Source organism: Yoonia sp. (assembly GCF_017854565.1).
Taxonomy (GTDB): domain Bacteria; phylum Pseudomonadota; class Alphaproteobacteria; order Rhodobacterales; family Rhodobacteraceae; genus Yoonia.
Map to the genome: position 1 here is coordinate 169,900 of NZ_JAFMHJ010000002.1, position 24,885 is coordinate 194,784.

General features: G+C 60.1%; 23 protein-coding genes. 12 read left to right on the forward strand and 11 right to left on the reverse strand.

Annotation, left to right across the window (positions count from 1 at the left end; translation table 11 throughout):
- Positions 1-2: 2 nt before the first annotated feature.
- Entirely contained in the window at positions 3-1,430 is a 1,428-nt protein-coding gene (locus QZ196_RS02065; RefSeq protein WP_296423351.1) for a circularly permuted type 2 ATP-grasp protein, read from the reverse strand.
- A gap of 193 nt (positions 1,431-1,623) precedes the next feature.
- Between QZ196_RS02065 and QZ196_RS02070 the strand changes: the two genes are divergently transcribed.
- Positions 1,624-2,532, forward strand: a complete 909-nt coding sequence (locus tag QZ196_RS02070; RefSeq protein ID WP_296423353.1) for a cation diffusion facilitator family transporter — start codon at positions 1,624-1,626, stop codon at positions 2,530-2,532.
- Positions 2,533-2,749: 217 nt separating this feature from the next.
- Here QZ196_RS02070 and QZ196_RS02075 read toward each other — a convergent pair whose 3' ends face one another.
- From QZ196_RS02075 to QZ196_RS02095, 5 genes are all read right to left on the reverse strand, one after another.
- Positions 2,750-4,777, reverse strand: a complete 2,028-nt coding sequence (locus QZ196_RS02075) for a M3 family metallopeptidase (RefSeq protein WP_296423355.1) — start codon at positions 4,775-4,777, stop codon at positions 2,750-2,752.
- Between the two features lie 192 nt (positions 4,778-4,969).
- Complete coding sequence (gene moeB, locus QZ196_RS02080) at positions 4,970-6,028, reverse strand: molybdopterin-synthase adenylyltransferase MoeB (RefSeq protein ID WP_296423357.1); 1,059 nt, start codon at positions 6,026-6,028, stop codon at positions 4,970-4,972.
- A complete protein-coding gene (gene dut, locus QZ196_RS02085) occupies positions 6,025-6,480 on the reverse strand; it encodes a dUTP diphosphatase (RefSeq protein WP_296423359.1) in 456 nt (151 codons plus the stop codon). Before dut ends, moeB begins: the two co-directional genes overlap by 4 nt.
- The gene (gene coaBC / locus QZ196_RS02090; protein WP_296423360.1) at positions 6,477-7,670 is read right to left on the reverse strand and encodes a bifunctional phosphopantothenoylcysteine decarboxylase/phosphopantothenate--cysteine ligase CoaBC; all 1,194 of its coding nucleotides are present in this window, start codon (positions 7,668-7,670) and stop codon (positions 6,477-6,479) included. The genes dut and coaBC overlap by 4 nt, the downstream gene beginning before the upstream one ends.
- Positions 7,671-7,737: 67 nt before the next feature.
- A complete protein-coding gene (locus QZ196_RS02095) occupies positions 7,738-8,616 on the reverse strand; it encodes an RNA polymerase factor sigma-32 (RefSeq protein WP_296423362.1) in 879 nt (292 codons plus the stop codon).
- Between the two features lie 93 nt (positions 8,617-8,709).
- On the opposite strand from QZ196_RS02095, the gene cobU reads away from it, so the two are divergent.
- From cobU to QZ196_RS02115, 4 genes are read left to right on the forward strand one after another with little or no spacing between them, the layout of a single operon-like run.
- Positions 8,710-9,234, forward strand: coding sequence for a bifunctional adenosylcobinamide kinase/adenosylcobinamide-phosphate guanylyltransferase (cobU, locus tag QZ196_RS02100; protein WP_296423364.1), 525 nt, complete (start codon positions 8,710-8,712; stop codon positions 9,232-9,234).
- On the forward strand, positions 9,231-9,800 hold the full coding sequence (locus tag QZ196_RS02105) for a histidine phosphatase family protein (protein WP_296423366.1): 570 nt from the start codon (positions 9,231-9,233) through the stop codon (positions 9,798-9,800). The genes cobU and QZ196_RS02105 overlap by 4 nt, the downstream gene beginning before the upstream one ends.
- Positions 9,801-9,859: 59 nt before the next feature.
- A complete protein-coding gene (locus tag QZ196_RS02110) occupies positions 9,860-10,552 on the forward strand; it encodes a glutathione S-transferase (protein WP_296423368.1) in 693 nt (230 codons plus the stop codon).
- Positions 10,553-10,595: 43 nt separating this feature from the next.
- Complete coding sequence (locus QZ196_RS02115; RefSeq protein WP_296423371.1) at positions 10,596-12,110, forward strand: YifB family Mg chelatase-like AAA ATPase; 1,515 nt, start codon at positions 10,596-10,598, stop codon at positions 12,108-12,110.
- Here QZ196_RS02115 and QZ196_RS02120 read toward each other — a convergent pair.
- From QZ196_RS02120 to rsmI, 4 genes are all read right to left on the reverse strand, one after another.
- Positions 12,080-12,967: an alpha/beta hydrolase gene (locus QZ196_RS02120; protein WP_296423373.1), complete on the reverse strand. Its 888-nt coding sequence runs from the start codon at positions 12,965-12,967 to the stop codon at positions 12,080-12,082. The genes QZ196_RS02115 and QZ196_RS02120 overlap by 31 nt on opposite strands.
- A 1-nt stretch (position 12,968) precedes the next feature.
- On the reverse strand, positions 12,969-13,913 hold the full coding sequence (gene gshB / locus QZ196_RS02125) for a glutathione synthase (protein WP_296423374.1): 945 nt from the start codon (positions 13,911-13,913) through the stop codon (positions 12,969-12,971).
- A gap of 70 nt (positions 13,914-13,983) precedes the next feature.
- Positions 13,984-14,340, reverse strand: a complete 357-nt coding sequence (locus tag QZ196_RS02130; RefSeq protein ID WP_296423376.1) for a YraN family protein — start codon at positions 14,338-14,340, stop codon at positions 13,984-13,986.
- Positions 14,337-15,197 carry a 16S rRNA (cytidine(1402)-2'-O)-methyltransferase gene (gene rsmI, locus QZ196_RS02135; RefSeq protein WP_296423378.1) on the reverse strand — a complete coding sequence of 287 codons (861 nt, stop codon included), beginning with the start codon at positions 15,195-15,197 and terminating at the stop codon, positions 14,337-14,339. The genes QZ196_RS02130 and rsmI overlap by 4 nt, the downstream gene beginning before the upstream one ends.
- 104 nt (positions 15,198-15,301) lie before the next feature.
- Here rsmI and QZ196_RS02140 point away from each other — a divergent pair, with 104 nt between their 5' ends.
- Genes QZ196_RS02140 through murJ form a run of 3 tightly spaced genes read left to right on the forward strand, consistent with a single transcriptional unit; the run spans position 15,302 to position 20,803 of the window.
- Positions 15,302-16,483: a penicillin-binding protein activator gene (locus QZ196_RS02140; protein ID WP_296423380.1), complete on the forward strand. Its 1,182-nt coding sequence runs from the start codon at positions 15,302-15,304 to the stop codon at positions 16,481-16,483.
- A complete protein-coding gene (locus QZ196_RS02145) occupies positions 16,464-19,256 on the forward strand; it encodes a [protein-PII] uridylyltransferase (RefSeq protein WP_296423434.1) in 2,793 nt (930 codons plus the stop codon). Before QZ196_RS02140 ends, QZ196_RS02145 begins: the two co-directional genes overlap by 20 nt.
- Positions 19,253-20,803: a murein biosynthesis integral membrane protein MurJ gene (gene murJ / locus QZ196_RS02150; protein WP_296423382.1), complete on the forward strand. Its 1,551-nt coding sequence runs from the start codon at positions 19,253-19,255 to the stop codon at positions 20,801-20,803. Before QZ196_RS02145 ends, murJ begins: the two co-directional genes overlap by 4 nt.
- Here the strand turns inward: murJ and QZ196_RS02155 are convergent.
- The gene (locus QZ196_RS02155) at positions 20,800-21,480 is read right to left on the reverse strand and encodes a rhomboid family intramembrane serine protease (protein WP_296423384.1); all 681 of its coding nucleotides are present in this window, start codon (positions 21,478-21,480) and stop codon (positions 20,800-20,802) included. The genes murJ and QZ196_RS02155 overlap by 4 nt on opposite strands.
- Before the next feature lie 92 nt (positions 21,481-21,572).
- On the opposite strand from QZ196_RS02155, the gene trpS reads away from it, so the two are divergent.
- The 4 genes from trpS (at position 21,573) to QZ196_RS02175 (ending at position 24,830) form a co-directional block, all read left to right on the forward strand.
- Positions 21,573-22,589, forward strand: a complete 1,017-nt coding sequence (gene trpS / locus QZ196_RS02160; RefSeq protein ID WP_296423386.1) for a tryptophan--tRNA ligase — start codon at positions 21,573-21,575, stop codon at positions 22,587-22,589.
- A gap of 146 nt (positions 22,590-22,735) precedes the next feature.
- Positions 22,736-23,233 carry a VOC family protein gene (locus QZ196_RS02165; RefSeq protein WP_296423388.1) on the forward strand — a complete coding sequence of 166 codons (498 nt, stop codon included), beginning with the start codon at positions 22,736-22,738 and terminating at the stop codon, positions 23,231-23,233.
- A gap of 187 nt (positions 23,234-23,420) precedes the next feature.
- Positions 23,421-24,284, forward strand: coding sequence for a branched-chain amino acid aminotransferase (locus tag QZ196_RS02170; RefSeq protein ID WP_296423390.1), 864 nt, complete (start codon positions 23,421-23,423; stop codon positions 24,282-24,284).
- Between the two features lie 90 nt (positions 24,285-24,374).
- Positions 24,375-24,830, forward strand: coding sequence for a universal stress protein (locus tag QZ196_RS02175; protein ID WP_296423392.1), 456 nt, complete (start codon positions 24,375-24,377; stop codon positions 24,828-24,830).
- Positions 24,831-24,885: the final 55 nt, after the last annotated feature.

Below are 24,885 nucleotides of genomic sequence, written 5' to 3' on the forward strand. Positions count from 1 at the left end.
CGCTACTCCTCCAGCACCCAAGTGTCCTTGGTGCCGCCCCCTTGGGACGAATTCACCACCAACGACCCCTCGGTCAGCGCGACGCGGGTCAGCCCACCGGGGGTAATCTCGATCCGGTCGGGGGACACCAGAACATAGGGCCGCAAGTCCACATGGCGCGGTGCCAGCCCCGCGTCCGTCAGGATCGGCACGGTCGACAGGGCCAGCGTCGGCTGCGCGATATAATGATCCGGGTTCGCCGCTAACTTGGCGCGGAACGTCGCCAGTTCGGCCTTGCTGGCCGCAGGCCCGACCAACATACCATAGCCCCCCGATCCGTGGACCTCCTTGACGACCAGATCGGCAAGGTTATCCAGCACATATTTCAGCGCCTCGGGTTCGGAACAACGATGCGTCGGCACATTGTTCAAAATCGCCTTTTCGCCTGTATAAAATTCAATAATCTCGGGCATATAGGAATAGATCGCCTTGTCGTCGGCAATCCCGGTGCCCGGCGCATTGGCCAATGTGATACCGCCCGCGCGGTACACATCCATGATCCCCGGCACACCCAACATGGAATCGGGGTTAAAGTTCAGCGGATCAATATAATCATCGTCAATCCGGCGATACAGCACGTCAATCGGCTTGTACCCTTCGGTGGTCCGCATCGCGACCCGGCCATTGACCACCCGCAGATCGTGCCCCTCGACCAGTTCCGCACCCATCTGATCGGCCAAAAATGCATGTTCGTAATAGGCGGAATTATATATCCCCGGCGTCAAGACGGCCACCGTCGGCCGGCCCTCGCAGGCCTGCGGCGCACAGGCACTCAGCGACCGGCGCAGCGACCTTGGGTACTGCGACACGCTTTGCACCTTCACCTTCGAAAACAGCTCCGGGAACATGTGCAGCATCGTCTCGCGGTTTTCCAACATATAGGAAACCCCCGACGGCGTGCGCGCATTATCCTCAAGGACGAAAAATTCATCCGGTCCGGTGCGCACCAGATCGGTGCCGACGATATGGGTATAAATCCCACCCGGCGGCGTCACCCCGATCATCTGCGGCAAAAACGCGGCGTTGCGCGCAATCATATGCGCCGGGACACGGCCCGCGCGGACAATTTCCTGCCGGTGGTAAATGTCATGCAAGAACGCATTCAGCGCCCGCACACGTTGCTCGATCCCCTTTGTCACCTTGACCCATTCGCGCCCCGCAATGATCCGCGGAATGACGTCGAACGGGATCAGCCGCTCGGCTTCGCTGGGGTCGCCATAGACGTTAAAAGTAATGCCGGTCAGCCGGAAAAGCGCCTCGGCTTCTGCCGATTTCTCCAACAATCGGCCCGGCTCTTCCTTGCGGAGCCAGTCGTAATACTGCGCATAGGGGCCACGTGGACCGCCATCGGGTTGCAGCATTTCATCAAAGTACGCGGGGCTCTCATTCATCAGTCCACCCTAAAGACTGCCCGCAAATGCGCAACGACTTTGCACAAAAACCGTGCGCCAATGGTATTTCGCCTAAATTTTAGGCATAACGCACCCCCAATGCCCAGCCAATAATACAATCACAAAGTGCCCTTTGCTCTGACAATCGCCCACGATAATGTTAGAACGGCCCAAACAACTGCGACAGGCCTGAATGACCCACCGCCACGACACCCGCCTGAACTTGTCCGCCGGCGTGCTTTCCGTCGCGGTGGCGCTGGTGCTTGTGCTGGTCAAACTCTGGGCGCTGGGGCAAACCGGGTCGCTTGCCGTGGCCGCCACACTGGCCGATAGCGCGATGGATCTGATGATGTCGCTGGGCGGGCTGGCCGCCATCGCCTATGCTGCAAAACCGGCCGACGATGATCACAACTTCGGCCATACCTCCGCCGAGGACCTCGCCGCGTTGGGGCAATCCCTGTTCATCCTGATTTCGGCCTGCGTCATCGCGGTTGCCGCGATACTGCGCCTGCTCGATGACACCGTGACCCTGCCCGAACGCGAAGGTCAGGGCATGATCGTCATGGTCTTTTCCATTGTCGTCACGCTGGGTCTGGTGCTGTGGCAACGGCACGTCGCCCGCCAAACCGGCAACCGCGTAGTCAAAGCAGACAGCCTGCACTATCTCGGCGACCTGATCCCGAATGTTGGCGCCTTCATCGCACTTTGGGCTTCGGCCCGCTTTGGGCTTGGTCAAATAGACAGCGTCGTGGCCCTTGGCGCAGCGGCCCTGCTTGCGGTCGGTGCCCTGCGCATCGGCAAAGGCGCATGGGACGCGCTGATGGACCGACAGGCCGACCCCACGATGATCGCCGAGATCGGCAAGATCGCAGGCAGCTTCGACGGCGTTCATGGTTTCCACGATCTCAAGACCCGCGTCGCCGGCAGCCGGGTTTTCGTCAACCTGCATATCGAACTGGACGGGTCGCAGACACTGGAACAGGCGCATGCGATTGGTGCCGCCCTTCGCCGCGCGATCATCGCCGCCTACCCCCGCGCCGATGTGCTGATCCACAAGGACCCCGTCGGCGTCGCACGCCACCCCGACGACACCCGACCGTAGGGCGGGGATTTCCCCGCCTAACCTTAACATCTCGTTCACATTTGAACCGACCGCCACGTTAACCCACGTGTTGCGTGTAAAACGTACGCACGCGGTATTTACGGGTTCTGCACGCCGCCTTTACGCCGATTTCACCAGCAAAAACGAGCGTTAACAGGTGCTTTGGGGGGGGCCGCCGATGCACAGGCCGCACCCCCCCACCGCGCGTTGCGTCACCTTACGCCGCGCGGTCCAGTCCTCGCCCCTTGAGCAACGCCGCGACGCCCGGCAAACGCCCCCGGAACGCGGTATAAAGTGCCGCCGCATCGACAGACCCACCCGACGACAAAACCGTCTCCTCCAACCGCTTTGCCACGTCCGTGTCGAACGGATCACCGGCCTCTTCGAACGCCGCGAACGCATCGGCATCCATCACCTCGGACCACATGTAGCTGTAGTAGCCGCTGGAATACCCGTCGCCCGCAAAAACATGCGCAAAATGCGGCGTCGCGTGGCGCATCCCGATGGCGTGCGGCATCCCCAGACCTTCCAGAATTTCCGCCTGTTTCTGCATCGGATCAGCGGGCGCAGGCCCGTCATGAAACGCCAGATCCACAAGGGCCGACGCCACATATTCCACCGTCTGGAACCCCATATCGTAGGTCGCCGCACCCAGCATCCGGTTCAGCAAATCCTCGGGCATCGGCTTGCCGGTCTCGGCATGCGTCGCGAACTCTGCCAACACCTCCGGCACCTCCAGCCAATGCTCATAAAGCTGGCTCGGAAGCTCCACGAAATCGCGCGCCACCGACGTCCCCGAGATGCTTTCATATGTCACGTCCGACAGCATCTGATGCAGCGCATGTCCGAATTCGTGAAACAATGTGCGGGCATCGTCATATGACAAAAGCGCGGGCTTTCCGGTCTCTGGTTTGGCGAAATTACACACATTCACCACATGTGGCCGCACATCACCTGACAATCGCTGCTGGGACCGCATTGCCGAACACCACGCGCCTGACCTCTTTGACCCACGGGCAAAATAATCACCAATAAAAACAGCGGTATGCGTGCCATTTCGCGTCACTTCCCAAAGCCGCACATCAGCATGATAGACTGGCCCCTCGATCTCTTTGAACGTCAGCCCAAACAGCCGATTGGCACAGGAAAACGCCGCTGCGATCATCCGGTCCAGTTGCAGATACGGCTTCAGCTCGGCCTCATCCAAATCATGCAGAACCTTGCGGCGTTTCTGCGCATAAAACCGCCAATCCCACGGCTCCAACGGCCCGTCCCAGCCATCCGCATGCAGCATCCGCGTCAGCACCTCTGCATCCGCCTCAGCCGCCGCTTTTGCAGGCTTCCAGACCTGCATCAACAGGTCGCGCACAGCATCCGGAGAGCCGGCCATTTCGGTCTCAAGCTTGTAATCCGCAAAGGTGCCATAGCCCAACAAACCGGCCCGCTGCGCCCGCAGATTCAGCGTTTCCGCCGCAATTGCGCGGTTGTCTGTCTTGCCGCCATTCGCGCCCCGCGCAACCCACGCCTCATAGGCTTTCTGCCGCAGATCCCGCCGCTCCGAAAACTGCAAGAACGGCACGATCAGTGACCGCGACAGGGTCACCACCGGGCCGCCCGCATCCTTCTCTGCACCTGCGGCTTTTGCGGTCACAATCGTGAACTCCGGCAGGCCATCCAGATCATCGGGCCCCAGCTTCATGATCCATTCACGTTCATCTGCTAACAGGTTCTGGGTGAACTCTGTTCCCAGCACCGAAAGCCGCGATTTTGCCGCACGCAACTGCGCGGCGGCGTCGCCCTCCAGGCGCGCGCCCGACCGTACAAATCCACGCCGGGTCAACATCAGCACGCGCTGCTGTTCATCTGTCAGGTCAAGCGTTTCACGCGCGTCCCAAATCGCCTCGACCCGCGCGAACAATGCCTTGTTCTCAGATATCTCGGACCCATACGCGCTTAGCTTGGGGGCAAAGTCACGCTGTAACGCCTCGCGCGCCGGATTACTGTCAGCACCGGCAACGCCGTAAAACGCGCCCAAAATCCTGCCCAGTTTTTCTTCTGCCAATTCAAGAGGTTCTACCGTATTGGCAAAGGTCGGCTCAGCGGGGTTATCCGTAATATCCGCGATATTTGCACGCGCCTCGGCCAATGCGGCATTGACAGCGGGGGCATAATCATCGTCCGTAATCAGATCAAACGGGGGCAACCCAAAGGGCGTGTTCCAGTCGGCAAGCAGCGGGTTTGTCATGGCATATCTCCTTCCCTGTCAAAATAGGGCGCGTGCCGCGAACATGCTAGCGCTGCGGCTTCCGTTTCGCAAAATACCAAGACAGTCGCGCCAAAAACTGCGCAAAACAACGCCCTTGGCCAACGTGACAGGGCACGGCGGGTATCAACGGGGCGCAATCTCTTGTCAGGTTCACTGCCTGCGCCCGCGTCATCACCGCCCCGCGTGACGCATGCCTTTGCCGCCACAAACGGCACAGTCCGCACGTGGTTTGACCCCAATCGTGCGCGTCTGCGCATAAAGCGCGTCATAGATCAGCAACCGACCACCCAAATCGGTGCCTGCGCCGGTAATCACCTTCAACGCCTCAACCGCCATCATTGCACCAATGACCCCGGGCAGCGGACCAATCACGCCCGCTTCGGCGCAACTGGGCACAAGAGACGCGTCAGGCACGACCGGGAAAATGCATTCATAACAAGGTGTTCCGCGGGCGGGATCATAAACGCTGATCTGTCCCTCCCATTGCGTCAACGCAGCCGCGATCAACGGTTTCTGCTGCATGACGGCTGTGCGGTTCACCAGATAGCGCGTGTTGAAATTGTCCGTCCCGTCAAGGACCAGATCGTAGTCGGCAAACAAGTCCCCTGCGATCTCGTCGGTCAGGCGCCGATGATAGGGGCGCACGCTCACAAAGGGGTTTTGGGCAACCATCGCCTCGGCTGCGGAATGAACCTTGGCCATGCCGATGTTGGCGTCGCGGTGAATGATCTGTCGCTGTAAATTGGCGTTTTCAACCAGATCATCGTCAATCACCCCAATCGTGCCGACGCCCGCCGCCGCCAGATATTGTAGCGCCGGAGACCCAAGCCCCCCCGCGCCCACAACCAGCACCTTGGCATCGCGCAAGGCCTTCTGCCCCGGCCCGCCGACTTCACGCAGGATGATATGCCGGGCATAGCGATCAAGTTCGGTGTCGGAAAAGGCACCTGATTTCACACGCGGCACCTCATTCGCAGCGACCCGCGCACGCAACCCGCGCAGCAACCGCCGATAGCCCCAGACAATCGCGCCAAAGGCAATTATCAGTCCCCAAAGCCCCGCATCCCCACCGGTGGCCTGCCGCAACGGATGCCCGGCAGGCAAGGTGAACTGCACCAGCATCGCCGCCGCCAGCAGGATCGCAATCATCGTCCAGCGCGCCTGACGCGGCGTGTTCATCGCAACGCCAATCCCCCACAGGACGGCGGCCATGGCGCCGACCATAATCATAGCCCGGTGGACCCAAAACCGCCCGGTCCGCGCACGGTCGCATCCAGAACAGCCACCAGCGCGAATGTCGCCTGCGCAACCGGCGCGACAACCATCTGTGCAATGCGCATGCCGTGCGTCACCGTAAATTCATCTGATCCCAGATTGATCATGATCACCCCGACAGGCCCACGATAGTCGCTGTCGATGGTGCCGGGCGCATTCACCAAAGTCACGCCATGTTTCAGGGCCAGCCCCGAGCGAGGCCTGATCTGCACCTCGAACCCTTCGGGCGCAGCCATGCGCAATCCCGTCGGGATCAATGCCCGATGGCCCGGCAGCAAGCGCACAGCGCGTTGCTCGGCAAGGTTGGCGCGCAGGTCCGCACCCGCTGCGCCTGCGGTTTCGTACGCCGGCAGGCCAAGGCCACGATCCGCCGCATCATCCCATTGAAACAGAACCTCCGGCCTCACGCGATCGCCCCTGCAATCCGTTTTGCCAGCGCGGCTGCCACCGCATCCTTGCTCATCCGCGGCCATTCTTCGGCACCATCGTCCGTGATCAACGTCACCGCGTTTTCCGTCCCGCCCATGATCCCCGTGGCAGGCGACACATCGTTGGCAATAATCCAGTCACAGCCCTTGCGCTTGCGCTTGGCCGTGGCATGGGCGATCACATCATCCGTTTCCGCCGCGAACCCAATGACCAGTTGCGGACGCCCCTGTGCCAGCTGCGAAATCGTGGCCAGAATATCGGGGTTTTCGGCAAATTCCAGCGTCGGCAGGCCCGCGCCGTCTTTCTTGATCTTGCTCTGACCTGCATTAGCCACATGCCAGTCCGCCACAGCCGCCGCAAACACCGCCACAACGGCCAAAGGCGCAGCCTGCACAGCGGCCAACATCTCGCGCGCGGTTTGGATTTTGACCACCCGCACGCCCAGAGGCGGCGGCACATCGGCGGGGCCCGTGATAAACGTCACATCCGCCCCAAGCGCCGCCAAAGCCCGCGCAATCGCGGTGCCCTGCGCGCCCGATGACCGGTTCGCGATGTACCGCACCGGGTCGATCGGCTCGTGCGTGGGGCCAGACGTGACCAGCACATGCCGGCCTTTCAACGGACCATCAGACAGGGCCGCATCGACCGCCGTGACAATCTCGGACACGTCGGCCAACCGGCCCGGCCCGTATTCACCACAGGCCATCTCGCCCTCGTTGGGGCCGACAAACAGCACACCATCGCCCTTTAACGCAGCGATATTACGCTGGGTGGCCGGGTGATCCCACATGCGCACATTCATCGACGGTGCGACCAGAACCTGTGTATCTGTGGCCAGCAACAGCGTCGTGGCCAAATCATTTGCCAGTCCCGCCGCCATCTTGGCCATCAAATCCGCCGTGGCGGGTGCCACAACAATCAAATCTGCGGCGCGCGACAATTCAATGTGGCCCATTTCGGCCTCATCTGTGAGATCAAAAAGATCCTGATAAACCTTTGCAGCCGACAAAGCAGACAGGCTCAGCGGTGTGACAAACGCCGCCCCGGCCTGGGTCAGAACCGGCGTCACCCGCGCCCCCCTGTCGCGCAAACGCCGCACAAGGTCGAGCGTCTTGAACGCGGCAATCCCGCCGCCCACAATCAAAAGAATATGTTTGTCAGCCAGCATTTGCTGTCTCCGGTATCACTTTGGCTGACACTAGGTCAGATGATACCGGAAACACAATGACAGGCGGTCATGCAAGAAACGCATGGACCTCGGTACTTTGTTGCTCAAGGCTCTTGCGCATCTTGCCGAAGGCAGCGGCTTCCAACTGGCGCACACGTTCCTTGGACAGACCAAGTTCCGTGCCGATGCTTTCCAGCGTACGCGGATCTTCGCGCAGTTTACGTTCGCGGACAATGAACTGTTCGCGATCATTCAGATCGGACAACGCCGTGACCAACCAGTGGCGCAACGTGTCGTTATCGTGGTTGTTCTGCACTGTTTCCGCCGCCTGCGGGCCGCCATCCTCAAGCGCGTCAATCCATTCACGGCCTTCATCCTCGGCCGATTGGGTCGCGTTCAGCGAAAAGTCGGAGCCCGAAAGACGCCCCTCCATCATCTCGACGTCATGCAGCGGCACGCCGATTTCAATCGCAATCATTTCGCGCATGTCGTGACGGTCCAATGTCCGGCCTTCTGCCGCCGCTTCCCTCTCAAGCCGGGCCTGCACACGGCGCAAATTGAAAAACAATGACTTTTGCGATGATGTCGAACCTGTACGCACCATTGACCAGTTCCGCATCACATAATCCTGAATGGACGCCTTGATCCACCAGACGGCATAAGTGGAAAAGCGCACACCGCGGTCAGGGTCAAACTTGTCTGCGGCCTTCATCAACCCAACAGAGGCTTCCTGAATAAGGTCATTCATCGGCGCGCCGTAGCGTTTGAATTTCGACGCCATCGAAATGGCAAGCCGCATGTAGGCCGTGATCAAACGATGCAATGCTTGTTCGTCGCGCTGATCGCGCCACGCATAGGCCAATGCAAGTTCGGTATCCGCGTCCAGCAGCTCTGCCTTCATGGCAGTCCGTGACAAGGTTTGATCAGAAAAACCGGCAACACCCATGTAATTTCTCCTTGATTGCAGACGGTGCATTAACTTTCTTGCTTGTACTTGTTACGCAGCAACAAATGAGTTGGATCAAACAAAGTTGCCTCAATGACATTGCCAAACCTGACATTGGTGCTAGGCGGCGCCGCCTCTGGCAAATCCGCCTATGCGGAACGCCTTGTTTTGCAGGGCACATCTGACCCCGTTTATATTGCGACGGCGCAGGTTTTCGATGATGAAATGGCCGCAAAGGTATCACGTCACCGCGATCTGCGCGGCGATGGCTGGACCACAATAGAAGAGCCGATCAACGTCGCAGGTGCGCTGGAGAAATGCCAGCCAGACCAAGCTGTCCTGATTGATTGCGCCACCTTGTGGCTGACCAATATCATGCTCAACCAACATGATCTTGCGGGCGAAACCGCAGGGCTGCGCACGGCACTGCGCCGCTGTTCGTGCCCCGTTGTCATTGTCTCGAACGAGGTAGGTCAGGGGATCGTGCCCGACAACGCCCTGTCACGCAACTTTCGCAACGCGCAAGGCACGCTCAATCAGGTCATCGCGGCCGATGCGGGTCTGGTCGTGGCTGTGATGGCAGGCTTGCCGCTGGCCCTCAAAGGGACGCTGCCGTGACCCGGCTATGGTTGGTACGCCACGGCCCCACCCATGCGAAATCCATGGTTGGCTGGTCCGATCTGCCGGCAGATCTATCGGATACCGCCGCCATTGCCCGTTTGCGCGCCTATTTGCCCGCCGCCCCTGTCGTCTCGTCCGATCTGATCCGTGCCAGCGCCACGGCAGATGCCCTGCGCCCTCGGGATAGACTGCCCCATGATCCCGCCCTGCGCGAAATCAACTTTGGCGCATGGGAACTGCGCACCTTTGCCCAGATCGAAGCCGAGGCGCCGGCCACAATCCGCGCCTATTGGGAAACCCCCGGCGATGTCGCCCCCCCGAACGGTGAATGCTGGAACGCGGTGCGTCGGCGCGTGGATGCCGCGATCAATGGCCTTCTGGCCTTGGACCACGAAAACCTGATCGTCGTCGGCCACTTTGGCATGATCCTGACGCAGGTGCAGCGCGCCCTTGGCATCGAAGCCTACGCCGCGTTCGGTCACAAGATCGACAACCTGTCGGTGACAGACCTAGCGTTTGCACACGGTGCATGGACCGTTGGCAAGATCAATCACACCGCGTGATGTGTCACATCAAATTTCATCGTTAGGCTGCGGGCCGATGCGCCGCTAGGCTTCCATTCATGACATATCAACTCTACATCGGTGACCGCACCTTCAGCAGCTGGTCCTTGCGCGGCTGGCTCATGCTCGAAAAATTCGGGCTGCCTTACAACACCCACATGGTCGGGCTTTATGCCGGAACGATGGCGCAGGACCTTGCCCATCTGGCACCTGCGCGCTCTGTCCCGGTGATGCAAACAGGCGCCGGACATGTGCTGACAGACAGCATTGCCATGGCGGAAACGCTGGTCGAAAATCACCCCGCAGTGGACCTGTATCCGCGCGACCCCGGCGCCCGCGCACTGGCCCGATCCATGGTCGCGGAAATGCATAGCGGTTTCATGGCACTGCGCAATGATTGCCCCAACATGATCAGCCATGTCTGGGACGGCTTTGTCCCGTCCCAGACAGTGATCGCGGACATCCAACGCGCCCAAGACCTTTGGGCGCTGGCCCGTTCCCGGCACGGACACGACGGGCCATGGCTGTTCGGCGCATACTCTTTGGCTGATGTGTTCTATGCGCCCGTGGCGCTGCGCATCACCGCGTATGGTCTGCCTGTCAGCTCCGCCGCACAGGCCTATGTCAATCAGCATCTTGCCGATCCGGCGTTTCTGCAATGGCGTGCTGCGGCGCAGTTGGAAAATGTTGCCCCCTGGCCTTATCCAATGGACCTGAAACGTCTGCCATGGCCAAGCGTTAACCAATCCTAAACCACGCCCAACTACCCGTTAACCAAGAGCGGGGAGTTTGAGCATGGTAGCACTGGCCTATACAGTCGCATTCGAAGGGATCGAGGCACGTCTTGTCGAAGTACAATGCGCCATCACACCGGGCATACCCGCGTTCGCGATCGTGGGACTGCCGGACAAGGCAGTCTCCGAAGCGCGCGAACGGGTGCGCGCGGCCCTCAGCGCGATGGCGATCGCCCTGCCATCAAAGCGGATCACGGTAAACCTGTCGCCCGCAGACCTGCCAAAGGAAGGCTCGCATTTCGACCTGCCAATCGCCTTGGCGCTGCTGGCTGCACTTGAAATCATCCCGCAGGAAGACGCCGAACGCACAGTGGCCTTGGGGGAATTATCGCTGGACGGGACATTGGTGCCGGTGGTCGGCGCCCTGCCCGCAGCCATGGCCGCCGCACAGGACGAACGCACCCTGCTTTGCCCCTACGCCTGCGGTGCCGAGGCCGCGTGGGTCGGCGCGGCCAATGTGATCGCACCGCGCACGCTTGCCGACGTCGTGCGCCACTACACCGGCCAATCGGTCCTGTCACCGTCAGAACCCGGCGAGGTGCACCGCGCCACTTCAACCCGCGATCTGTCAGAGGTCAAAGGCCAGGAGCGCGCCAAACGCGCCCTTGAAATTGCAGCAGCCGGGCGGCATCACCTGATGCTCGTCGGCTCTCCCGGGTCCGGAAAATCAATGCTCGCCGCGCGCATTCCCGGCATTTTACCGCCGCTGACGCCGGTCGAAGCACTGGAAACCTCGATGATCCATTCACTGTTCGGCCTGTTGGATGAAGGCGGCATTAACCGCGAAAGACCGTTCCGCGAACCGCATCACACCGCCTCTATGGCTGCCATCGTCGGCGGCGGACGCACCGCCAAACCCGGCGAAATCAGCCTCGCCCACAATGGGGTCTTGTTCATGGACGAATTCCCCGAATTCACCCGCGCCGTGCTGGAGACCCTGCGCCAGCCCATTGAAACCGGCGAAGTCGTGATAGCCCGCGCCAACGCGCATGTCCGCTATCCGTGTCGGTTCATGCTGGTCGCCGCCGCCAACCCCTGCAAATGCGGCTATCTTGCCGACCCGGCACGGGCCTGCGCGCGGGTGCCCCTGTGTGGCGAGGATTATATGGGCCGTATTTCTGGCCCGCTGATGGACCGGTTTGATCTGCGCATCGAAGTGCCGCCCGTCGCCTTTACCGACCTGGACCTGCCCCAAAACGGTGAAAGCTCTGCCATTGTGGCGGCACGTGTCGCTGCGGCACGGGATCGGCAGACCCAGCGGTTTCAAGGACATAAGACAGCCCGCGTGAACGCCGACGCCGAAGGACACCTGTTGGAACAAATCGCGACGCCAGATACAGAAGGGCGCGCGTTGCTGGTCAAAGTGGCCGAACGCTTTGGATTGTCGGCAAGAGGTTACCACCGCGTCCTGCGGGTCGCGCGGACCATTGCGGACTTAGAGGGGTGCGACGACGTGCGCAGACCGCACGTCGCCGAAGCCGTCAGCTATCGGCTCGCCATGGCGAAAGAGGTATGAACGAAATCCGCGATTTCGCACAGCGCCGCGCGCGCCTGCGGGACGTAACCATCGAACATCTGCCAGACATGCGGCACACTCGGCCATATGCGCAGCTGCGCCATCGGCCCCAGACGCTGCGCCATACGCACCGCATCGTCGCGCAACGCCTCGCCACTGCCGACCTGAATAAGCACCGGCGGCGGTTCGTCAAACTGCGCAAACAACGGCGACGCGCGCGGATCATCCGGTGCGGCACCGCACAAATATCGGGCTACGACATCGTTCATGCGGTCGACGGGCAGCACGACCTCAGCCGTTGACTGCAAGCTGGCCCCCTGCAGGGTAAGATCGGTCCAAGGTGACATTGCGAATGCAGCGCGCGGGCGTTGGCCCGCGTGCGTCAGATGCGATAACAGCGCCAGCATCAACCCGGCGCCTGCGCTGTCACCACCCAAAACGACATCCGCAGGGCGATAACCCTTGGCCATCAAAGATGCCCAGGCACGCAGCGCATCATCAAAGGCGGCTGGAAATGGGGCCTGTTGCAGCAACCGATAATCAGGCGCACAAACCCGCAAGCCTGTCAGCTTGGACATCCGGCCCAAAAGCCCGCGATAGGCCGTCCCGCTTCCGGCAAGATAGGCACCGCCATGGAAATAAAGGATGACGCGGCGGGGTTCGACCGGTCCAACGCTGATCCAGTGCAACGTCAGGTCATCGACAGATTCGGTCCGATGGCAGATATGCGGCGGGCCGCGAAACAGCCACGGTGCCGCCGCATCAAATGCAGCCGCCGCCAATTTGGGCGAATGGCCAACTTGCAAAATCGGCCGCACACAGTAGCGCAGCCAAAGATTCAAAATACGCAAGCGCATCCTAGGCCGCCCGGCGCCCTTCGATTGCTTCCCAGATTTTCGCGCCAATATTCACACCGTCAAAGCGTTCCAATTCCTGAATGCCCGTGGGTGACGTTACGTTGATTTCGGTCAGCCAATCGCCAATGACATCAATCCCGACAAAAATCTGGCCTTTCTCACGCAAAAGCGGACCGATACGCGCACAAATCTCGCGATCGCGGTCCGTCAGATCAACTTTTTCAGGGCGGCCGCCTACATGCATATTCGACCGGGTCTCACCTTCGGCTGGCACGCGATTGATCGCACCAACAGCTTCTCCGTCGATCAAAATAACGCGCTTGTCACCTTTGGATACGGCAGGCAAAAACTTTTGAATGATCAGCGGTTCACGATTGATGCCTACAAAAAGTTCGTGCAGCGATGCAAGGTTGCTATCGGCATGCGCAAGTTTAAAGACGCCCGCGCCACCATTGCCATAAAGCGGTTTGAGAATCACATCGCCATGCTCGTGGCGGAACGCCTTCAATGTCGCAAGATCACGGGCGATCATTGTCGGCGGCGTCAGATCAGGAAATTTCAGAACCAGCAACTTTTCCGGATAATTACGTACCCAAAACGGATCATTCACCACCAATGTGCCGGGGTGAATCATATCGAGAATATGCGTCGTGGTGATATACCCCATGTCAAACGGCGGGTCCTGACGCAGCCAAACCACATCGAAATCAGCCAGCGCGACAACGGTTTCTTCCCCCAGTCGAAAGTGGTCGCCCTTTACGCGCTGCACCGTCAGTGGCCAACCGCGGGCCGTGACGCGGCCCTGATCATAGGCCAATTTGTCGGGGGTGTAATAAAACAGGCTGTGCCCGCGCGCCTGCGCTTCCTCTGCGATGCGAAAGGTGCTGTCGGCATCAATGTTAATGGGACCGATCGGGTCCATCTGGAATGCAATTTTCAGCGACATAAGGCGACCTCATTTTCAACGATGCTGCCGCATTACATGGCGCAGCTGCCGACCTTGTGCAATGGGCGCGTCAGGCTTCGGCAAAGGCATTTTCGATCACCGACACCGCCCCCTGCCCGTCAACCATCGCCAAGTCAAAGCGGACGTCGGTCAGTTGCCCCCGTGGTTCATTGGCCAAAAACTCGGTTGCAGCGGTGCAAATGCGGTCCATCTGCCGACGCCCAAGCCGCAATGCGGCGCCGCCGAATGTTTTGCTTTTCTTGACTTCGATGAAAACAACGGTGTCACCATCGCGCATGATCAGGTCGATTTCACCAGCCTGCCCGCGCCAGCGACGCGCCGCAAGGCGATGATCCCTACGGGTATAGTCAGCGGCCACAATATCCTCGGCCACCAAGCCCGCGTGATACCCGACTGATCCTATCATTCGTCTTCTCCCATGCCCAGGGCGATTTGGTAAACTTGCCGGCGCGGCAGACCCAACGCACCCGCCACAAGCGTCGCCGCATCTTTGATCCGCATCGTCTTCATCGCATCGCGCAGTGCGTCCGTCACATCCAATTCAGCCACGTCCGTCGCCCCGGCGCGCCCGACCAAAACCACCAATTCGCCCTTTACGTTGCGATCAGCGAATGCTGCGGCCACATCGCCCAACGCACCGCGCGTGATCTCTTCGAATCGTTTTGTCAGTTCACGACAGACAACCGCCTGTCGTCCCTCGCCCAGAATGTTCCGCAAATTCCCTAACATTTCACCAACACGTTTCGGGCTTTCGTAGAAAACCAGCGTGAACGGCACATCGCGCAGCGCCGCGATTTCGGTCTCGCGCTGCTGTTTGGATGCCGACAAAAAGCCGACGAATGCAAAGCGGTCCGTGGGCAGCCCCGACACGGTCAGCGCCGCCAGCACTGCGGACGCCCCCGGCGCCGATGTCACCGGCAGCCCCGCCGCAATCGCGGCACAGCCCAGTTCGTACCCCGGATCGGCGACCAATGGCGTGCCCGCCTCGGACACGTAAGCCACCGATTTGCCACCTGCGATATCGGCGACAAGGCGCGCCACGGCCCCTTCTCCGCTGTGGTCATGGAACGCGACAATCTTGCGCCCGTTCAACGCAACACCATGAATTTCCATCAGTTTACGCGCTGTTCTGGTATCCTCGGCGGCAATCAAATCTGCGGACGCCAAAACGTCAAGGGCGCGCAATGTGATATCGCGCGCGGACCCGATTGGGGTCGCGACAAAGTACAATCCGGCAGAGAGTGGCTTGATGATATGATTCATGGCTGGACCCGCGTGCCCCCTGTATTATGATGGTCCTCAAATGGCGGCTACGGGTCGGGCACCAGCCCACGCCAAAGTCGCGCCATCCAGGAGGGATATCATCCATGTTTGCCCGTTTCACCACCGCCCGCAAGCCGATAGCACGCTTTTTTGCATCGCTGTCGCTGATCTGGATCACGGCCTGTACCACGGTTCTGGCGCCGAATGCCAATGTCGGACCGCAGGTCAACGCCGATGCCCCGGTGCAGGTCGCGCTTTTGGTGCCCGGCGGATCGAGCGAGAGTAGTGATGCGTTTCTCGCACAGAACTTTGAAAATGCGGCGCGGTTGGCCATCGCCGATCTGAATGGCGCACAAATCGCGTTGCGGGTCTACAACACCGGCGGCAGCCCGGCCCAAGCAGCAGATGCGGCCCGTACGGCCGTGAATGATGGCGCCAAGATCATTCTGGGCCCCTTATTTGCCGAAGCCGCCAATGCCGTTGGCGTTGCCGTGGCAGGCCGCAACGTGAATGTGCTGGCGTTCTCAAACAACCCCGCCATCGCTGGCGGCAACGTGTTTATCCTTGGGCCGACCTTTGACAGCACCGCAAACCGCTTGGTGCAATATGCCACACGACAGGGGATCAGCCGCTATATGGTCCTGCACGGCGATGACATATCCGGCCAGACCGGGCGCGCTGCGATCTCAAACGCGGTGCAGCGCAATGGCGCACAGGTCGTCGGCGTTGAAAGCTATCCATTGTCGCAGCAAGGCATCCTGAGCGCCACCAGACGCATCGTATCAACGGCTCGCGGATCGGCGGCGCAGGCGATCTTTATGACAGCGGGGGTGAATGCGGACCTTCCTATTCTTGCCACGGCACTGCCAGACGCGGGGATCGACACCGAAACAACCCGTCTGATCGGGCTGACACGGTGGGATTCCGTACCGCAGGCGATGGCGCTGCCGGGCCTGCAAGGCGGGCTGTTTGCGATGCCGGATCAGTCGACCGCAACGCTTTTCGTGAACCGCTATGCGGCCACCTATGGCGAGGCACCGCACCCGTTGGCGGGTCTTGCCTATGATGGTATTGCCGCAATAGGTGCTCTGCTGGCCGCTGGCAACGATGACGCACTGACCAAGGCGGCCCTGACAGCTCCGCAGGGGTTCAAAGGCACATCAGGTGTGTTCCGCCTGCTGCCAAACGGCCTGAACGAACGCGCCTTGGCCATCGCAACAATTCAAAACAATCAGGTGGTCGTCCTTGAACAAGCCCCAAGAAGCTTTGGCGCAGTCGGGTTCTAAACCTGCCGCTGCACCCCACGTTGACGCGCCGGACGGTTTAATCTGTCCGGCGTCTATTATTTTCAACAGACACGCTGTCGCCACTCGGATCGCGGACGCCGTCGCAGACGCGGAAAACGAAAAAGAGGTGCGCAGCGCCACTGTCGGCATTTTGGCCGCAGCCCGTGGTGCGGGTATGGCCGCGATTGCCGACGCCTTTCGTGCACAGCCATTTTCGGCCCGCCCCACGACCCACGCCTATAGCTGGCTGACCGATCAAGTGGTCAGTCTGGTGCTGGATGTTGCGATCAACACCCTGCATCCGCTGCCCAACCCGACCGAGGGTGAAAGACTGTCGCTGATTGCCGTCGGCGGCTATGGGCGTGGTGAAATGGCCCCCTACTCAGACATCGACCTGCTGTTTCTGACGCCGTATAAAATAACCCCTTGGGCAGAAAGCGTGATTGAATCCATGCTGTATATGCTGTGGGATCTGAAACTGAAGGTGGGCCATGCCAGCCGCACCGTGAAAGACTGCGTGCGTCTGGCGCGCGAAGATTACACGATTCGCACATCGCTGGTCGAATACCGCTATCTTGCGGGTGATGCCGCACTGGCCAAAGAACTGGGCAAGCGGCTCTGGAATGATCTTTTCAAATCGACCGCCAGCGAATTCATCGAAGCCAAACTGGACGAACGCGCCGAACGCCACCGCAAACAAGGTGGCCAGCGCTATGTCGTCGAACCCAATGTAAAAGAGGGCAAAGGCGGGCTGCGCGACCTGCAATCCCTGTTCTGGATCAGCAAATACGTCAACGGCGTCAAGGACGCAGCGGAACTGGTCGGGCTTGGCGTGTTCACCGCCGATGAATTCGAAACCTTTGTCACAGCCGAAGATTTTCTCTGGGCCGTGCGCTGCCACCTGCACCTGATTTCAGGCCGCGCCGTGGACCAGTTGACCTTTGACATGCAGGTCGAAGTGGCCTCTGCGATGGGCTATACGGACCACGGCGGCAGACGCGGCGTCGAACACTTCATGCAGGCCTATTTCCGTCAGGCCAACCGCGTAGGCGAGCTGACCCGGATTTTCCTGACCGCGCTGGAGGCGACGCATACCAAATCCGAACCCATGCTGGCACGCCTTCTGACCCGGCGTAAAAAGGCCAAACCGCCCTACGCGATCAAGCAAAATCGGCTGACCGTGGCGGATGAAAAAGCGTTCTTTGCCGACAAGCTGAACATGCTGCGGATATTCGAAGAGGCCCTGCGCACCGGCACACTGCTGCACCCTGATGCCATGCGCCTGCTGGCCGCAAACCTTGACCTGATCGACGAAGACATGCGCCAAAACCGCGAGGCGACGCGCATATTTCTTGATCTACTGCTGAAACACGGCAACCCCGAACGGGGCCTGCGGCGGATGAACGAACTCGACGTATTGGCCGCATTTATCCCCGAATTTGCGCCGATTGTCGCCATGATGCAGTTCAACATGTATCACCACTATACCGTGGACGAACACACGATCCAATGTATCAGCCATCTTGCCCAAATCGAACGCAATGAACTGATCGAAGAACTGCCCGTGGCCTCTGGCATCCTGAAACGGGGCGTCAATCGCAAGGTACTTTATGTGGCCCTGCTGCTGCATGACATCGGCAAAGGGCGCGACGAAGACCACTCGATCCTGGGCGCGCAAATTGCCCGCAAGGTTGCACCGCGTCTGGGCCTGAACAAAAAGGAATGCGAAACGGTCGAATGGCTGATCCGCAATCACCTTCTGATGTCCGACACGGCCCAGAAACGCGATATTTCCGAACCCCGTACTGTGCGGGGCTTTGCCAAGGCGATGAAGTCGGTCGAACGGCTTGACCTACTGACCGTGCTGACCGTCTGCGACATCCGCGGCGTTGGCCCGGGCACATGGAACAACTGGAAGGCCGTGCTGATCCGCAACCTGTACAAAGCGACCAAAGACGCGCTGGAAACCGGCCTTGAGGACCTGAACCGCGAAACCCGCGAAGCCGAGGCAAAGCGCGCCCTGCGTGCAGCCCTTGCCGATTGGGACGGCAAGGCGCTGCGCACTGAAATGGGCCGCCACTACGGGCCGTATTGGCAGGGTCTGCCGCTTTCCACACATATCATCTTTGCGGGACTTCTGCGCGATTTGCCCACGGACGAAATCCGCATTGACCTGATGCTGGATGACGACCGGGATGCGACACGCGCCTGTTTCGCAATGGTCGATCATCCCGGCCTTTTCAGCCGCATGACCGGCGCACTGGCGCTGGTCGGTGCCAATGTGGTCGATGCCCGCACCTATACCTCAAAGGATGGCTATGCCACGGCGGTGTTCTGGGTTCAGGACAACGACGGCAACCCCTACGAAGAAGCACGCCTGCCGCGCCTGCGCCAGATGATCAGCCGCATACTAAGGGGCGAAGTCGTGGCGCGTGAAGCCCTCAAAGATAAAGATAAGATCAAGAAACGCGAACGCGCCTTCCGGGTGCCGACGAATATCACATTCGACAACGACGGCTCGGAAATCTACACCATCATCGAGGTGGACACCCGCGACCGTCCCGGCCTGCTGTACGATTTGACCCGGACATTGGCCAATAACAACGTCTATATCGCATCGGCGGTCATCGCGACCTACGGTGAACAGGTCGTCGATACCTTCTACGTCAAGGACATGGTCGGCCTGAAATACCATTCGGATGCCAAACGCGCGTCGCTGGAACGCAAACTGCGCGAAGCGATTTCCCAAGGCGTCGAAAGAGCCCAATCGTGAAACCCATCCGCCTGATGTCAGGCTTCTTTACGGTGGGCATCTGGACATTGCTCAGCCGCATCATGGGGTTTGTCCGCGACATCATGATCGCGGCCTATCTCGGCACAGGCCCCGTGGCCGAGGCGTTTTTGGTCGCGTTTTCACTGCCCAACCTTTTCCGCCGCTTCTTTGCCGAAGGGGCGTTCAACATGGCCTTCGTGCCGATGTTCTCAAAAAAGCTGGAAGGCGACGAAGACGCCCAGCGCTTTGCGCAGGACGCGTTTGTCGGGCTGGCGGGGATACTGACAATTTTTACGGTGTTCGGCGTTCTTTTCATGCCCGCACTGGTGACGATGATGGCCAGCGGTTTTCTGGGATCGGAACGGTTCGATCTGGCCGTCTATTACGGACGTATCGCGTTCCCCTATATTCTGTTCATTTCGCTATCCGCACTGCTGTCGGGCGTTTTGAATGCCATTGGGCGCTTTACGGCGGCGGCGGCGGCACCGGTTTTGTTGAACGTGGTGTTTATTGCCGCATTGCTGATCGGTGCCGTTTTCGGCGCGCAAGAACCGGTTGGCATCGGCGCAAGCCTTGCCTATGCTGTCCCGGTTGCCGGGTTGGTCCAGATGATGCTGGTCTGGGTCGCCGCCAAACGCGCAGGCTATCCGTTGCGCCTTGGCTGGCCAAAAATGACGCCAGAACTCAAACGTCTCGCCATGATCGCGGCCCCCGCCGCACTTGCCGGTGGCGTCGTGCAAATCAATCTGCTGGTCGGCCGGCAAGTCGCCAGCTTCTTTGACGGGGCGGTTGCATGGCTGAACTACGCGGACCGCTTGTATCAATTGCCTCTGGGCGTTGTCGGCATTGCGATCGGCGTCGTCCTGCTGCCCGATCTGTCCCGGCGCCTGCGTGCTGGCGATGACGAAGGCGGCAAAGACGCCTTTAACCGCGCGTGTGAAATCAGCCTCGCATTGACGATACCCGCGGCAGTGGCGCTGATGATCATCCCATTGCCCTTGGTCAGCGTCCTGTACGAGCGTGGCGCCTTCACCAGAGACGACACTGCAGCAACGGCAATGGCAGTCGCGATTTATGGCCTCGGCCTGCCTGCATTTGTGCTGCAAAAGACCCTGCAACCACTGTTTTTCGCGCGCGAAGATACCAAGCGGCCCTTTTACTACGCTCTGGTCGCACTGGCCCTGAATGCCGCACTGGCCATCGGATTATCGCCGGTGATCGGGTTTATCGCCGCAGCCGTGGGCACGACCCTCACCGGCTGGGCAACTGTGGCGCTGCTGTGGCGTGGATCGCGCAATATGGGAAATGCCGCGCAATTTGATGCACGGTTCATGCGCCGCCTGTGGCGGATCATCCTTGCCGCGCTGGGTATGGGTGTCGTCCTTGTCATTGTGGCGACGACCCTGAAGCCATTCTTTGGCGTACCCACGATACGCTATGCCGCGCTGGCCGTCTTGGTAATGATCGGGATCGTCAGCTACTTTGGCATTGGCCACGTGGTCGGCGCGTTCCGGTTGGGGGAATTCCGTCGGGCGATGCGCCGCTAGGACCGCTGCCGCATCCGGCTCAGGAACGACGCCCATCCCCCCGGCGCCAGCAGCAGCGACAGCCCGAAGCCCGCAAAAAATCCCGCAAGCTCGGCGATCCATGTGGGCGCGCTGCCAAAGATCAATCCGAAGGCAAGCTGGATACCCAGCAGGAACCCGATCAGACGAAACGCCAGCAATTGGCTTTCGCCCGCCTGCGCCTGCTGCAACCAAAGCGCATAGGTATAGGCCCCGATCAGGCCGTAAACCGGCGCAAAGCCACCATAAAGCGGGTAATTGCTGCTGACGAAAACACCGAACGCAAGGGCGCCAATGACGCTGGAAAAGACATATAGCAACAGCACTTTCAGGCCGCCGTAATATTCCGCAGTGAACTTGCCCAGCGCCAACGTCAGTGCCGCGCAAAACGCGACTTGAGTCAGTTCGGCATTCACAAACGGATAGGTGACAAAGCGTTTGAGCATGTCAAAGGAATAGTCACGCCGTTCCAACACCCGGTCGAACACGGCCGCCGAAAATCCATAATCCTGCACCGCCACCAGCCGCCAGCCCACACCACGCGGACCGCCGATGATGCCTTGATTGGCCAGTTGAAACACACATTCGATGCCGACAATCAGCAACGTCAGGGCAATCACCACCGGCGGGATCGTATTCACTGGACTTTCAGGCTTCATCGCATGGACCTTTGCAGGCTGTTGAAGTTGACGGGTCTGTCTGGCATGGGTATGCGACGCCTGCCCTGAAATCCAGCCCGGACATTTGCACAATGACTGAAAGCACCTTCACTCCCCGCGTTTTTTCAGGGATCAAACCCTCTGGCGGGCTGACCCTCGGGAACTATCTGGGGGCGATCAAGCGCTTTGTCGGTATGCAGGGCAAGGTTGAGACGATCTATTGCGTCGTTGATCTACACGCCATCACGGTCTGGCAGGACCCCGCCCAACTGGCCAATATGACCCGCGAGGTGGCCGCAGGTTATCTTGCCGCCGGCCTCGATCCGACACAGTCGATCCTGTTCAACCAAAGCCAGGTGTCCGGCCACGCCGAGCTGGGTTGGATATTCAACTGCGTGGCGCGCGTCGGCTGGATGAACCGGATGACCCAATTCAAGGACAAAGCAGGCAGCAACGCTGAAAAAGTTTCGCTTGGCCTTTACGCTTACCCGTCGCTGATGGCGGCTGACATCCTGCTTTATCATGCCACCCAAGTCCCCGTGGGCGAAGACCAAAAGCAGCATGTAGAGCTGACGCGCGATATCGCGGCCAAATTCAATCATGACTTCAAGACTGATTTCTTCCCGATCACAGAACCCGTAATCGACGGCCCGGCAACCCGCGTGATGAACTTGCGCGACGGGACTAAAAAGATGTCAAAATCGGGCGAAAGCGACATGGAACGCATCAACATGACCGATGATGCCACGACAATTGCCAAAAAGTTCAAAAAGGCCAAGACCGACCCTGCACCGCTGCCCGAAACCGTCGAAGGGCTGGCCACACGCCCCGAAGCGCGTAATCTGGTCGAGATTTACGCAGCCCTTGAAGACACCACCCCAGAAGCGGTGATCGCACAATACCCCGGCGCGGGCTGGGGCACATTCAAACCGGCGCTGGCCGATTTGGCGGTCGCGAAACTTGCCCCGATTTCTGATGAAATGGCCCGGCTTATGAACGACCCCGCCGAGATTGACAGGATACTCGGCAAAGGCTCTGAAAAAGCGCGCGCGATCGCAGAGCCGATCCTGAAAAAAACCTACGAGATCGTGGGTCTGCTGCGGTCATAACGGACACGTCAGACGCCCCGTCGTAAGGTGGGTCTTGACCCACCCCACCTCGCAAGAATGCACACCGCCGGTTCGCCAGTCAGTCTTTTGCGGCGCGGCAGATGCGGCTATATCATTGGGGCATCGCACCACACCAGAGCCACCAAATGTCAGCACCCGCCACAAACCGCATCGGCCATGTCCACCTGCGCGTCTCTGATCTTGATCGCGCGATTACGGTTTACCGCGATATTATCGGATTTCGCGTCGCCCAGCGCTTTGGCAAAGGGGCCGCTTTTCTGGCGGCAGGCGATTACCATCACCATATCGGCCTGAACACCTGGGAGAGCCTTGGTGCCACACCGCCACCGGCGGGGCATACCGGGCTTTACCACACAGCGTTCCGATATCCCGACCGCGCGTCGCTTGGGGCCGTGATCGCGCAGGCGCAGGCCGCCGATATCCCTCTGGAAGGCGCCGCTGACCACGGCGTAAGCGAGGCGGTCTATCTGCGGGACCCCGATCAAAACGGGGTCGACCTTTATACCGACAAACCCGTCGCTGCATGGCCCCACGATGCCAACGGGCAACTGCAAATGGTCAATGCCCCGCTGGTTGTGGCTGCATTGGCGGCGCTGGCGGCAGACCTGCCGTCACAAAACTGAAACCCCGCCGCGTGACGATCAGGTATCGCACAGCAATGATTCGCTCTGCCTGGCGTGACCTTGGTGCGCGTTCCTGTCCGCCGCCACCCGGGCCAGACGACGCGCCCGGTGTTCCCCGGCACCGGGCGCCCATCTGCTTTACCTTGCCCCGGCCTCGGCCTAATGTCCGCCAAAAGGGGGGTCGTTCATGGCAACTGGCACCAATATCCGCACTTATTTCGACGGACAATGGCACGACGGCGACGCACCCATCATGCGGGCTGCGGATCATGGCGCCTGGCTCGGCTCGACCGTGTTCGACGGCGCGCGCTATGTCGATGGCCGTGCCCCTGATCTGGATCTGCATTGCGCCCGTGTGAACCGATCAGCAACTGCGCTGATGATCACACCCACAGTCAGCACCGACGATATGATCGCCATGATCCGCGACGGGTTGGCCACCTATCCAAAATCGGCAGCCGTCTATATCCGTCCGATGTATTGGGGGATTGATGGCGACCTCACGGCGATTGTACCCAGCCCCGACGCCACCGGATTCGCGATTTGTCTCGAAGAAATCCCCATGGCACCACCCACCGCATCAACCAGACTGGGCCGTACCCGTTTTCGCCGCCCCGTCATGGAAGACAGCGTCGTAAACGCCAAGGCGGGGTGCCTTTACCCCAACAACGCCCGCATGCTGGCCGAGGTCCGCGCCCGTGGGTTTGGCAATGCGCTGGTAGCTGATGCCATCGGCAATGTCGCAGAAAGTGCCACCGCCAATGTCTTTATGGTCAAAGACGGCGTGGTATTCACCCCCGTCGCCAACGGCACATTTCTGTCCGGCATCACGCGTGCCCGTCACATTGCCAACATGCGGGCCGACAGCATGGAAGTCCACGAAACCGTGCTGACCTTTGATGACTTCAGCAGCGCCGACGAGGTGTTCTTGTCGGGCAACATGTCCAAGGTGACCCCCGTCACCGGATTCGAGGATCAGCAGTATCAGGTTGGTCCGGTCACACGCCGCGTCCGCGACATGTACTGGGATTGGGCGGCATCGGCCCCATGACCGCCGCAGGGTCAAAAAACAACTGCGTTTGACAGCCGTTGCCAGTATCGCAGCGATACGCCAATATCCCCCGATAAAAGGGAGAATGTCATGCGCAAGTTTCTGGTCGTTCTGGACGATAGCCGCGAATGTCTGAATGCGATGCGGTTTGCCGCGATGCGGGCCGCGCATTCCGGCGGTGGCGTCGCCATCCTTTCAATCATTCCACCCGATGAATTCAACCACTGGATCGGTGTCGGAGAGATTATGCGCGCCGAAGCCCGCGAGCGGATCGAAGCACACTACGAAGTTTTCGCCAAATGGATGCGCGATAAGCAAAACGTGCATCCCGAACTGATCATCCGCGAAGGTGAACCGCTGATCGAGATTATGAACCAAATCAAAGAAGACCCCGACATCGGCGTTTTGGTTCTTGGCGCGGGCACCGACAGCAAAGGGCCCGGCCCGCTTGTGTCGCATCTCGCGCGCCAGTCCGGCAGCCTGCCCATCCCGATCACGATCGTTCCCGGCGATCTGTCCAAGGAACGGCTTGAGGCGATCACCTAGCGCGCAGCGTTTAGAATCGTTCCAAACCTTGACTTCACGCCACCTAAGGCGCATA